A 12,469-nucleotide genomic window follows, 5' to 3' on the forward strand; every position below is an offset into this window, starting at 1 on the left:
AGCTAAATCTTATTTAGCACTATTGTTGTTTTTATTTTGATCAGATGTTGATTGTTCAGTTTTATCATTGTTATCACCATCAATACCAAGTAATTCAACTTCAAAGACTAATGTTGATGCTGGTTGAATACCTGCTTTATCATCTTGACCAGGAAAACTTTGATCACCATATGCTAAATCTGGTGGTACCACAAGTTTGATTTTACCGCCCACACCAACTAATTGAATTCCTTCAGTCCAACCTTTAATTACCGCATTAAGAGGGAAAGTTGCAGTTTCACCTCGGTCATAAGAACTATCGAATTTACGACCATCTGTTAAAGTACCTGTGTAATGAACAATAACGGTGTCATCAGCTTTTGGATGGCGATCTGAACCTTCATTGATGATTTGATAAAGTAATCCAGATTTCGTTTGTTTAACACCTTCTTGTTTAGCAAATTCTTCCCGGAATTTATCACCAGCAGCAGTATTTTCCGTTTTTTCTTTTTCAAAACGAGCTTTACTTTCTTCTTGAATTCGTTTACCAAATGCTTCTAAAACATCTTTGACTTCATCTTTTGAAAGTTGAGAAGCATCACGGAATGTTTCATTAAAACCACTAATTAGATATTCTTTATCTGGACTAATTTCATTTTGCTCCAAATTTGTTGCCATGTATGAAGCAAATGAAGAGCCTAATGCATAAGCTTCTTTTTGTGCATCAGTTGATATGGTCACTTTATTGGTACTGGCGTTGTTATCGGTTGTATTTTTTTTATCATCACACCCAACCAATGCTAATACGATTGCACTACTTACTAATGTCATTTTAATCAATGATTTCATACTACCTCTCCGAGTTAGAAACTTTTATAGCTCAATTTTACTATTTAAATTATTATAAATGATTTAATGTAAGATAATATAGTTTTTACAAATCATTTATGTAAATAAATTATAATAACATAGCATAAGCAGATTCATATAAAAGAAAAGTACTATTCAAATCATTCTTGAGTGAAAGCCACATCCTCAGTTATAATAGGTGCAATTTATAGCAAATAATATAAAGGATAGCTATTTTGACTACCGAACTTAATACCCTTGATATTGAAGAAATCATCTGTTTATTGCCTCATCGTTATCCATTTTTGATGGTTGATCGTGTACTTAGCTATGAAAAAGGCAAAACATTAAAAGCCATTAAAAATGTCACTTTTAATGAACCATTTTTCCAAGGCCACTTTCCAAATAAACCGATTTTTCCTGGCGTTTTAATTCTAGAAGCGATGGCTCAAGCAACTGGAATTTTAGCTTTCAAAAGTATTGAAGAGTTATCTCCGGGACAACTTTATTATTTTGCGTCAATTGATAAAGCTCGCTTTAAACGCCCTGTAGTGCCTGGTGATCAACTCGTATTAGACGTTGAATATATTAAAGAACGTCGTGGTATTGCATTGTTCCATGGTGTTGCAACCGTTGATGGTAATCTGGTTTGTGAAGCCGAAATGATGTGTGCACGTAAATAATATTGATTTTGAAATATCCCAAAAGTATTAAGGAAATGCTATGTCAACGGAAATACATCCAAGTTCAGTAATAGAAAAAGGGGCTAAGATTGGCAATAATGTCAAAATTGGACCTTTTTGCTTTGTTGGTGAAAATGTTGAAATTGGTGATGGGACTTTTTTAAAATCACATGTAGTCATCAACGGTCACACTAAAATTGGTAAAGATAATCAAATTTATCAATTTACTTCAATTGGTGAAGTTAACCAAGATTTAAAATATCGTGGTGAACCAACGCGCACTGAAATTGGTGATCGCAACATGATTCGCGAAAGCGTAACCATTCACCGTGGCACCGTGCAGGGTGGTGAATTAACGCGTATTGGCAATGATAATCTATTTATGATTAATGCGCATGTTGCTCATGATTGTGTTATTGGTGATCACTGTATTTTAGCTAATAATGCAACTTTAGGCGGGCATGTCCAATTAGATGATTATGTAATTATAGGCGGCATGACAGCCGTACATCAATTTTGTGTTATTGGTTCACATGTTATGGTGGGTGGGTGCTCTGGAGTTGCTCAAGATGTACCACCTTATGTTATTGCCCAAGGTAATCATGCAACGCCTCACGGTGTAAATTATGAAGGTTTAAAACGCCGTGGATTTAGTAAAGAGGCTTTGCAAGCGATTCGCAATAGTTATAAAGTTCTTTATCGAAATGGCTTAACATTAGACGATGCCAAAGTAGAGATTGAAACCATAGCTAAACAGTATCCTGAAGTCCAATTATTTATTGATTTCTTTTCACGTTCAACACGTGGCATCATCCGTTAATGATAAATAAACCATTAACCATTGCGTTAGTCGCAGGGGAAACCTCGGGCGACATTCTTGGTGCTGGTTTAATTCGTGCACTCAAAAATCATCATCCCAATATTGAGTTTATCGGTATTGCTGGGCCAAAAATGCAAGCTGAAGGCTGTAAAGCTTGGTATGAAATGGATGAACTTTCGGTTATGGGCATCGTTGAGGTGTTAGGTCGATTACGTCGTATTTTAGCTATTCGTCGCGACATCACTAAACGCCTCATTGAATTAAAACCTGATATTTTTATTGGTATTGACGCCCCTGATTTTAATCTTTCGTTAGAAGGCAAACTTAAACAAGCAGGCATTAAAACCATTCACTATGTGAGTCCTTCGGTTTGGGCGTGGAAGCAAAAACGAGTATTTAAAATAAAACGCAATACTAATCTTATCTTAGCGTTTTTACCTTTTGAAAAAGCGTTTTATGATAAGTTTGATGTTCCTTGCCGTTTTATCGGTCATAAGATGGCAGATGATATCCCACTAAATCCAGATCAAAAAGCAATGCGTCAGCAATTAGGTATCCCTCTTGATTGTCTTTGTTTGGCTTTATTGCCTGGTAGCCGTCACGCAGAAGTCTCTTTACTGTCAGAACCATTTCTAAAAGCCGCACAATTATTACGCCAGCGTTACTCTGATTTGCATATTGTGGTACCGTTAGTTAATGCCAAAAGACGTAAAGAGTTTGAACAGATCAAAGCCCAAATCGCCCCTAATCTTGAAGTGCAGCTATTAGATGGTCAAGCGCGTGAAGCAATGATTTCAAGTAATGCCGCTATTTTGGCATCTGGCACAGCAGCATTGGAATGTATGTTAGCCAAATGCCCAATGGTGGTGGGATATAAAATGAAAGCCTTTACTTTTTGGTTAGCTAAAAAAATAATCAAAACGCCTTATGTTTCTTTACCCAATATTTTAGCGGGAAAAGAACTTGTACCCGAACTATTACAACAAGATTGCACACCAGAAAATATCGCCAATCATATTATCCCTTTTTTAGAAGGAGATAATACCGAAGTTAAAAATACCTTTCTCACTTTACATAAACAAATTCGTTGTAATGCTGATGAACAAGCTGCACAAGCAGTATTAGATGTTTTAAAGGATTAGTGTTTTAAAAAATACGCTGTTAGAGGATTTATATAGTTGTTAGAATTTACTTACCCTGATGCTACATTAATAGCGGGTGTCGATGAAGTTGGAAGAGGACCGCTATGTGGCGATGTTGTTACTGCAGCAGTTATTTTAGATCCAACTAAACCTATCGTTGGTTTAACCGACTCAAAGAAACTTACTGAAAAAAAACGTGAACAGTTATTTGAAGTGATAAAAGACAATGCATTAGCTTGGTGTGTCGCCAGAGCATCGGTGGATGAAATTGATGAGCTAAATATTTTACATGCTACTATGCTGGCGATGCAGCGAGCAGTATCTGGCTTAAAAATCAAACCCAATTATGTCTTAGTTGATGGCAATCGTTGCCCCAATTTTGGCATTCAAACCCAATCCGTTGTTAAAGGTGATCTATTAGTGGCAGAAATCAGTGCTGCATCGATTTTAGCTAAAGTCACACGAGATCGCGAGATGGTCGAGTTAGATAAACTTTATCCCCAATATGGTCTTGCTAAACATAAAGGTTACCCAACCAAAGATCATTTAATTGCAATAGAAAAACATGGCATTAACCATTTATATCGTAAAAGCTTTGCACCAATAAAAAAATTACTGCAATGCTAAAGTCAACTACCAGCGCTTATCAACAGTGATTAATAGTGGTGAATTAAACATCGCAACAGGTGAAATTACAGTTTCTTGATAAGGTATCTTATTACCATAGCGTTCTTTTAATTTTTGTTTAACCGCTGGTGATGACAGATTAAAATCTTTAATGGTTTGTAATTGACCAATTTTCAGTTTAAGTCCCCGATTATAAATTTTCCAAACTAATTCTGAACAATAAATATAGTTATCATCCCAACCAAACCAAATATCGTAAGGTTTGTTTTCAAATGTTTTGGCGACCTGTTTTAAATTGGTAATTTCTTTTTGTGATAACGTATGATCTTTTAAACGTTTTATCACATATTTTTTATTTTTTCCGCGATTTATCCAATTATCTAAAGGTGTATAAACCACTTTACTTGCTGCTTCAAAAACATAAGGTTTGCCATTTTTAGTAAAAATGATACCCATATGACTATAAGGCGACTTAGTTGCCTGCTCAACGGCTTTACTTTGGTTTGATTGAGAAGATTGGAAAATAATATCACCATCTTGTGGTTGATAATTTGCTAAAGCTGTATAGCTAGCGAAAAGTAAACCAAAAATGAAAATAAAACGCATTAACCACTACCTATAAAATCGAATCAATTAAAGTAGTAGTATAATCTAATAAAGCTACTTAAAAAACTTTTAAGTAGCTGTTATTTTAATAATTAATTACGATTACAAAAAATGGAAGTCGATTTGGTTTTGTACATAAATTTACTAGCACGAGCAAAACGAATCGTTTTAAAGATACCCAATAAACTGGCTTGATGCATTCGATACAATAATCGATGAATAATTAATGCAAACCAACCTTTAACACTCATTTCACTCTTTCCAGCTATTTTGACCACACCTTGTGCAGTATCATGTAAAGAAATGATTGTTCCATTATCGGTATATTTAAATGATTTCAATGGATTGTTATTCAGTATATTGATAATATTTTCATAACATATTTTTGCCATTTGATGTGCAGCTTGAGCGGTAGGTGGTGAGGCATGACCATTCTCTTGCATTGCATAAGCACAATCACCAATAACAAAAATACTGTCATCACGGGAAGTTTGCAATGTCGGTTTTACCACCAATTGATTGGAACGACTAGACTCTAAGCCTGAAATTTCTTTTAAATAATCAGGTGCTTTAACACCCGCAGTCCAAATCATAATATCAGCTTTGATGATACCGCCATCTTTTGGATAAAATCCATCATTTTCCGCTTTTGTAATCATGGTTTTTGTTAATACATGAATACCTTGTTTTTCAAGCGTTTTAGTAATACTTATCGCCGTTTTTTCTGGCAAAGCAGGTAAAATACGATCAGTTGCTTCAATAACTGACACATCTAGAAGATCCGAACACATTTTGTTACGACCACAGGCGCCAAATTTTTCTACCATATTTGGTAATTCAGAAGCTAATTCAACACCGGTTGCTCCACCACCAACGATTGCAATTCGGATTTTATCTTCATCAGTGCTTTGATGATCATCAATGATTGAACAAAAACTAGTGAATTTATTGATCAAGGTTTCTCGCAAACGAATAGCCGCATTTTGATCATCTAAGAAGATACAATGTTCTTTAACACCAGGTGTACCAAAATCGTTAGAGGTACTACCAATGGCAATAACCAGAATATTGTAATCAATAGAAATAGATTCATCATTATGGTTGATAACCGTAATTCGCTTGCTATCTCGATCAAGATCGGTAAATGTACCTTGGGTAAACTCAAAATTATGCTGTTGACCTTGAGATGCATAATAAATATTATCAACTTGCTCATCAAGGACACCCGTTGCTACTTCATGTAATAATGGTTTCCATAAATGATAACTATTTTTATCAACTAAGGTAATTTGAGCTTTGTCCGTTTTGCCTAATTTATCACCTAGATCAGTAGCGAGCTCTAAACCGCCAGCACCACCACCTATAATAATTATTTTTTGCATAATTAAAGCCTTATTAATTTAATTAAAAATATCTTACTAAATAAGTAGGTTTTTATCTATTTCTTTTGACTGATGATATTCATAAATAAAATCTATTAAAATGGTGGTTTAGAATTATTGAAATTTATTTAAGGGTGAAATAGAATGTAAACAATCAAGTTATAAATTATTCCATGTAATCTTTATTTTGGTTTAAAAATATAGCTTTGTTTGTTTAAGTAAAACACTATATCGTGTGATATAGTAATCATTAATGACGTATGTTAATTCTTGATTGCGTACAATTATCCTAGTTCTTTAGGCCTTTTCTTACAATTGTCATTCAAAACAAATTTATGAATAAAAAAATTTTTATTGTTATAGCATTGATTGTTATATTAATTTCGATGACGATCTTAATTCGTGCTCATCATAGCGAACTTATCTTACAAGGCGAAGTTGATGCGCCTAATGTTAGCATTTCCTCTAAAGCAAAGGGGCGAGTGCAAGTTATTCATGTGAATCGTGGTGATGATGTCAAACTAAATGATGTCTTAATTACGCTTGATAGTCCAGAACTTTTAGCACAAGTTAAAGCGGCCGAAGCAGCACGAGATCAAGCACAAGCACAAGTATCACTTTCTGAACATGGCACACGTGAAGAAAGTATTCGTTATTATGAAGCATTACTCGAACAAGCTAAAGTAGCTTATGACAATGCCTCAAAAGAGTACAATCGTAATAAAGCAATTTCAGCAAAAGGCTTTGTATCACAATCAATATTAGATAATGCGCTGAAAACGCGTGATGCTGCTTATCAACAAGTTTTATCAGCACAGGCTAATTTAGATCAAGCACGAAATGGTGATCGTGTTGAACAACGACAAATTTATGATGCCAAATTAAAAGAAGCTGAAGAACAACTTAAGCAATTACAGATCCAATTTGATGACTTGCAAGTTAAAGCCCCAGTAGATGGAGAAGTAGGTTCGATTCCTGCTGAAGTAGGCGAATTATTTAATGCCAATAGTCCACTATTAACCGTTATTCGATTACCACAAGCTTATTTTGTGTTTAATATTCGTGAAAATATTATGCCTCATATTCATAAAGGTGATCATATTAAGCTAGAAGTTCCCGCACTTGGTAACAAAGAAGTTGAAGCGGAAGTTCGTTTTATTTCACCAATGGGTGATTATGCAACCAAACGTGCCACTCGTGCAACCGGTGATTTTGATTTAAAAACGTTTGAAATTAGACTTTATCCAACTAAACCTGTAGAAGGCTTACGCGCAGGTATGAGTACATTATGGAAAATAGACAACTAGTTTTAGACTTCTGGCATCGCTTTAAAGACGCTTTTAACGATGAAATACCAGTTATATTTAAGCGATTTACTTTCCATTGGTTAATGTGGATTTTACCGCTAATTATCTTTGTGTTAATTAGCAGTATCTTTCACAAAGGTGTACTGTTTGATCTACCGGTAGGCTATGTTGATCAAGATAAAAGCTCTTTATCTCGTGAAATAATACGGGATCTTAACGCTGGCGCACATGCCAATTTGATTAATTATGATAATCAGCTAAAAATGGCTGAGCATGATTTAGAAAAAGCCAAGATTTATGCCGTTCTTTATATACCACCTAATTTTGAAGCAGATGTGTTAGCTGGTCGTCAACCAACACCAATGCTTTATTATAATGCTCTATATTATAGTGCTGGTTTATATTCAATAATGGATTATTCAGGGTTAATTGCATCATTAAACACCCAATATCGGACTACCATGGCAACCAGTATTGGTTTACCCGTTCCAAAACTTGCTCAAGTTAATTTCAATTATGATGGGCTATTTAATGCAAGCGGTAACTCGATGTACTTCCAACAATTTTCGGCAGTAGTACATTTGTTGCAATTATTTGTGGTTACGACAACTATTTATATTTTGTCGCAATTACCCAAACGCACTCGACCTAATTATCCATTTGTATTAGGTAAATTAGCCCCTTATACCATTTGGTATACCATGTTATTGATGTTTGAAATAGCAATGCTGGTTTTATTTTCTGATGCTCGAGTATCCGGTTCGCCATTTGCTATGATGATGGTGGTTTTCTTTTATGTAATTGCGGCACAAAGTATTGGTATTTTGCTTTACACGTTTACCAAAACAACATTAGATGCATATACTTATATTGGGGTTTTAGTAGGGCTTGCATTAACCTATTCAGGCGTGGTTGTACCAGAGTTATCTATGCCTTGGATAGCTAGGTTTATCTCATCACTTGAGCCTTTAACTTATGCGCTCAATAAATTGTTTGATCTATTTTTACGGCATTCTAGTTATCTATCCGTATTAAAAACCTGTAGTATTTTGATGATCTATCCAATAATTATTACAGTGTTAGTTAGAAAACGTTTAGTCAAGCGTTTACATTCACAGTAAGAGGCAATATTTGGATGCTTAAGCTATTTTTTTCTTCAGCTGTAAAAATGTTTTTCTTTATGCTAATGCGACCAATGTGGTTATTGATGCTATTATCTGTCTCATTAATGAGTCTTGTTTATCTTAATGGTACTATCACTAATTTACCCGTTGCTATTGTCGATCAAGATCATACCGCGACGAGCCGCAGTTTGATTCGTTCTTTAACTACCAGTTCTAAAATCAATGTCCTAACCTATGAAAATTCATTACAAGCTTATGATGATATAAACAATCGTAAATTGTTTGCAGTTTTTACCATTCCAAGGGATTTTGAAAAACGCTTATTAAATGGTCAAGATGTAACCATTCCTGCTTATGGCGATGCTTCTAGCCGTTTAGCTAATGGTTTGATACAAGTTGATATTAAGGGAATATATCAACAAATATTGACCGAATATAATATGCGAGTAATGCGTAATGGCGGGTTTTCTGATCAGCAGATTAATATCATTTTATCGCCAATAAAAGGGCAAACGATGCCACTTTATAATGCTGGTATCAGCTTTGCAGCAATAACCTTTCCTGGACTATTAGTCATGTTGTTGCAACACTCCTTTTTAATTGCCTCAACGCGAATCAATATTACCCTACACTCCTTGCCACAAGGTAAGCCACCAAGGATTGTTATATTCGGAAGTCTATTCGGTATTATTCCAATATGGTTATTTTTATCTATAGTCCTATTTGGATTATGGCCATGGCTACTCGGTTATCGGCAATTAGCCAGTATACCTGAAATTATTATTATGACATTTCCTCTATTATTAGGAATTTTGGGCTTAAGTAAATTGCTTACAGAGTGTTTACGCCGAGCGGAGATGATCTATTTAACTTTAGCTTTTTTAACCACGCCCGTATTTTACCTATCTGGTACCATATGGCCACTTGATGCGATGCCTTTATGGGTACAAACAGTATCGAGAATGCTGCCATCAACATGGGCAACGAATATGATTGCCGGCGTAAATCAGATGGGATTAGGTCTGTCAGACAATTTATTTAATATATTTATGATTCTTTTTCTCGGTGTAATGTATGGTTCATTAGGCTTTTTTATTGCTGCACTACGAGAAGGAAAAGTCAGAGGATATTTCAAAAAATTAAAGAAATTTTTACGGCCTAAAAATCCAAAAATTCATAATAAACCGTCAATTAGTTAGTACTAAAACGTGAATATATTATTGATTACTGATATGATGAATGCATGATTTTTTAAATAAATAATATGTTGTATGCCCAATAAATATTATCCATGGATTATTAGTTTACGCCCTAAAACATTAGTATTATCACTTTGTGCCATTTTGATGGGTAATACGCTTGCGTATTGGGATCGGTCTTTTGATCCACTGATTATGCTCTTCTCAATTATCACCGCATCATTACTACAAATTTTATCGAATCTAGCCAATGATTATGGTGATGCGATTAAAGGCAGTGATGATCAAAACTTAACTGGGCATAAACGGGGTTTGCAGTTAGGTTTAATTACGCTTAATCAATTAAAAAAAGCATTATGGATTAATACTTGTTTATGTATTTTATTTGGACTGGCTTTAATTTATTTAGCTTGTAATAATATTTATGAAATTTTAAGTTTTATACTATTAGGAATATTATCTATTATTGCAGCAATAACTTACACGGTAGGTAAAAAACCTTATGGTTATATAGGTCTTGGAGATCTATCTGTTCTTATCTTTTTTGGTCTAATTAGTGTAATAGGAAGCTATTACTTACAAACCAAAACATTACCAATACCAATTATTTTACCAGCTTTAGGCTGTGGATTATTGTCCGTTGCAGTACTTAATATTAATAATCTTCGTGATATAGACAGTGACAGAATGAATCACAAACGAACACTGGTAGTTTTAATGGGCAAAGATCGTGGGCGAGTTTATCACCTTCTATTATTGGTGAGCTCATTATGCTCATTTAGCATATTCTCCTATAGTTATCTAAATCCTCGTTGGGGTTGGCTATTTATGCTCGGTCTACCTTTGTTAATTGAACATGTCTATGCCGTTTTTCATTTTAAAACAGCAAAAGATGCGTTCCCTTTACTATTACAAATGGTCAAACTTGCTTTATTGATTAATTTACTTTATTGTTTGGGGATAATTTTGAGCTAGCTCACGATTATTTAATTTTAATATCGTTTTACTTGATGTTAGCGTTATACTATATAGTATTAAAATACGACAGCAAAAGGAGACCTGATGATGGAGTTTGATACTTCAATTCTTTGCGATTACTACCCAGAAGATGTTAACGTAGTGGAACCCATATTTAGTAATTTTGGTGGTGTGACATCATTTTCTGGACAAATTGTGACAGTTAAATGTTTCGAGGACAATGGTTTACTTTTTGAAACTCTGCAAACTGACGGCACAGGAAAAATTTTAGTAATTGATGGCGGTGGTTCAGTGCGTCGTGCGTTGATTGATGCAGAACTAATTGATATTGCACTGCAAAATCAATGGGAAGGTATTATTGTTTATGGTGCCGTTCGCCAAGTTGACTATTTAGCTGAAGCTGAAATTGGTATTCAAGCACTTACCGCAATTCCTGTAGGCGCTGAAAATCAAGGCGTTGGTGAAGTTGATATTCGTGTTAACTTTGGTGGCGTAACATTCTTCTCAGGTGATTTTGTCTATGCAGATAATACAGGTATTATTCTGTCTGAAATTGCCTTAGAAATAGAAGAATAAGATATCATTCTTGCCGCCGATAAATATCGGCGGTTTTTTACTGAAACACAGTCATCACCTCAAACTTTTTGATAATAGTTTATCTATTATTTGATCGTTCGCTTGCGAATATATCCCCCTGTTACCGTCATAATTAATCCAGCGATTTCCATATCTAATAATTTACTGGTAAGTTCAGGAATCGATAAATTAACCAATGATGCAATTGTATCAACTGCAATAGGTTGATGATGAATGACAGCAAAAATTTCAGGATACAAAATATGATTATTGAGGTCATCCTCGTTTTTTGTTTGTCGATTTATTGTTGATAAATAACGACTATAATGCTCTAAAATATCAATTGGCTCAGTAACTAAATAGGCACCCTGCTTAATTAAAGAATGTGTTCCAACACAGTTTTGATTATCAATATCTCCTGGCAATGCAAACACATCACGATTTTGCTCAAGTGCATAACGGGCCGTTATTAGCGAACCACTTTTTTCTGATGCTTCAATAACAAAAGTCCCTAAACTTAGCCCACTGATAATTCGATTACGCCGAGGAAAATATTCGGTTCTTGCTTTTTCAAAAGGTAAAAATTCTGATACTATCGCACCATGTTGCGCTAAAATATCATTCACTAAATTTAGGTTTGACCTTGGTGCTATATTAGCTAATCCGCTACCGAGTACGGCAATAGTATTACCGCCTACCTCAAGTGCACCACGATGGCAAATCGCATCTAAACCCAGTGCCAAACCACTGGTAATGGTTAACCCATTAATGGCTAATTCACCAGCGAAATATCGTCCCCATTGAGCGCCATATTCACTAAATTCACGGCTGCCAACCATGGCAATTTGTGGAGAGTGTAGTAGCTGACAATTTCCCATAACAAATAAAAATATTGGTGGTGAATTAATTTGCTTAAGCAAAATCGGATAATCTGAATCACAATACGCAATCAAATGCTTTTGAGGATAAGGGGTATCGAGCCATTCAAGTATCGGTTCAAAATGAAAATAAGAAGTAGCTAAAAACTTTTCTTGTTGCTCTTGAGTCAATGCTAATTTCTCAAGTAAAAACGATACATTATTAATTATATTAGGCAGATCTGTACCAAAAATTTGGCTAATTTTTTTAAAAATTGCAAGTTTTCCTTGTCCAAGCATTGAAATTCGTAATAAGAATTCATATTTACTCATCATAACT

At 34.7% G+C, this 12,469-nt stretch carries 13 protein-coding genes; 9 read left to right on the top strand and 4 right to left on the bottom strand.

The window, feature by feature from the left end; translation table 11 throughout:
* Nucleotides 1–9 precede the first annotated feature (9 nt).
* The gene (fkpA, locus tag H3S88_RS02165; protein WP_198227371.1) at nucleotides 10–828 is read right to left on the bottom strand and encodes an FKBP-type peptidyl-prolyl cis-trans isomerase; all 819 of its coding nucleotides are present in this window, start codon (nucleotides 826–828) and stop codon (nucleotides 10–12) included.
* Between the two features lie 236 nt (nucleotides 829–1,064).
* On the opposite strand from fkpA, the gene fabZ reads away from it, so the two are divergent.
* From fabZ to rnhB, 4 genes are read left to right on the top strand one after another with little or no spacing between them, the layout of a single operon-like run.
* Nucleotides 1,065–1,511 (top strand): 3-hydroxyacyl-ACP dehydratase FabZ, encoded by a 447-nt coding sequence (gene fabZ, locus H3S88_RS02170; protein ID WP_198227373.1) that lies wholly within the window; start codon nucleotides 1,065–1,067, stop codon nucleotides 1,509–1,511.
* Nucleotides 1,512–1,551: 40 nt separating this feature from the next.
* Nucleotides 1,552–2,331, top strand: coding sequence for an acyl-ACP--UDP-N-acetylglucosamine O-acyltransferase (lpxA, locus tag H3S88_RS02175; RefSeq protein ID WP_198227375.1), 780 nt, complete (start codon nucleotides 1,552–1,554; stop codon nucleotides 2,329–2,331).
* Nucleotides 2,331–3,473 carry a lipid-A-disaccharide synthase gene (gene lpxB, locus H3S88_RS02180; RefSeq protein ID WP_198227377.1) on the top strand — a complete coding sequence of 381 codons (1,143 nt, stop codon included), beginning with the start codon at nucleotides 2,331–2,333 and terminating at the stop codon, nucleotides 3,471–3,473. The genes lpxA and lpxB overlap by 1 nt, the downstream gene beginning before the upstream one ends.
* A 36-nt stretch (nucleotides 3,474–3,509) precedes the next feature.
* Nucleotides 3,510–4,100 (top strand): ribonuclease HII, encoded by a 591-nt coding sequence (gene rnhB, locus H3S88_RS02185; RefSeq protein WP_198227379.1) that lies wholly within the window; start codon nucleotides 3,510–3,512, stop codon nucleotides 4,098–4,100.
* A gap of 6 nt (nucleotides 4,101–4,106) precedes the next feature.
* Here the strand turns inward: rnhB and H3S88_RS02190 are convergent, their stop codons facing one another.
* Together H3S88_RS02190 and H3S88_RS02195 are read right to left on the bottom strand one after the other, a co-directional pair.
* Nucleotides 4,107–4,706: a YiiX family permuted papain-like enzyme gene (locus H3S88_RS02190; protein WP_198227381.1), complete on the bottom strand. Its 600-nt coding sequence runs from the start codon at nucleotides 4,704–4,706 to the stop codon at nucleotides 4,107–4,109.
* A gap of 92 nt (nucleotides 4,707–4,798) precedes the next feature.
* Complete coding sequence (locus tag H3S88_RS02195) at nucleotides 4,799–6,088, bottom strand: NAD(P)/FAD-dependent oxidoreductase (protein ID WP_198227383.1); 1,290 nt, start codon at nucleotides 6,086–6,088, stop codon at nucleotides 4,799–4,801.
* A gap of 335 nt (nucleotides 6,089–6,423) precedes the next feature.
* On the opposite strand from H3S88_RS02195, the gene H3S88_RS02200 reads away from it, so the two are divergent.
* The 5 genes from H3S88_RS02200 (at nucleotide 6,424) to rraA (ending at nucleotide 11,272) form a co-directional block, all read left to right on the top strand.
* Complete coding sequence (locus tag H3S88_RS02200) at nucleotides 6,424–7,395, top strand: HlyD family secretion protein (RefSeq protein WP_144092639.1); 972 nt, start codon at nucleotides 6,424–6,426, stop codon at nucleotides 7,393–7,395.
* Nucleotides 7,377–8,516, top strand: a complete 1,140-nt coding sequence (locus tag H3S88_RS02205; RefSeq protein ID WP_065738095.1) for an ABC transporter permease — start codon at nucleotides 7,377–7,379, stop codon at nucleotides 8,514–8,516. Before H3S88_RS02200 ends, H3S88_RS02205 begins: the two co-directional genes overlap by 19 nt.
* Nucleotides 8,517–8,530: 14 nt before the next feature.
* On the top strand, nucleotides 8,531–9,718 hold the full coding sequence (locus tag H3S88_RS02210; RefSeq protein WP_086325875.1) for an ABC transporter permease: 1,188 nt from the start codon (nucleotides 8,531–8,533) through the stop codon (nucleotides 9,716–9,718).
* Nucleotides 9,719–9,790: 72 nt separating this feature from the next.
* The gene (locus H3S88_RS02215) at nucleotides 9,791–10,693 is read left to right on the top strand and encodes a 1,4-dihydroxy-2-naphthoate polyprenyltransferase (RefSeq protein ID WP_198227385.1); all 903 of its coding nucleotides are present in this window, start codon (nucleotides 9,791–9,793) and stop codon (nucleotides 10,691–10,693) included.
* A 90-nt stretch (nucleotides 10,694–10,783) separates the two neighbouring features.
* A complete protein-coding gene (rraA, locus tag H3S88_RS02220) occupies nucleotides 10,784–11,272 on the top strand; it encodes a ribonuclease E activity regulator RraA (protein WP_086308241.1) in 489 nt (162 codons plus the stop codon).
* Between the two features lie 86 nt (nucleotides 11,273–11,358).
* On the opposite strand, the gene dprA is transcribed toward rraA, so the two are convergent.
* Nucleotides 11,359–12,465, bottom strand: coding sequence for a DNA-processing protein DprA (gene dprA / locus H3S88_RS02225; RefSeq protein ID WP_198227387.1), 1,107 nt, complete (start codon nucleotides 12,463–12,465; stop codon nucleotides 11,359–11,361).
* Nucleotides 12,466–12,469: the final 4 nt, after the last annotated feature.

Source organism: Gilliamella sp. B14448G11 (assembly GCF_016101765.1).
Taxonomy (GTDB): Bacteria; Pseudomonadota; Gammaproteobacteria; order Enterobacterales; family Orbaceae; genus Gilliamella; species Gilliamella apicola_N.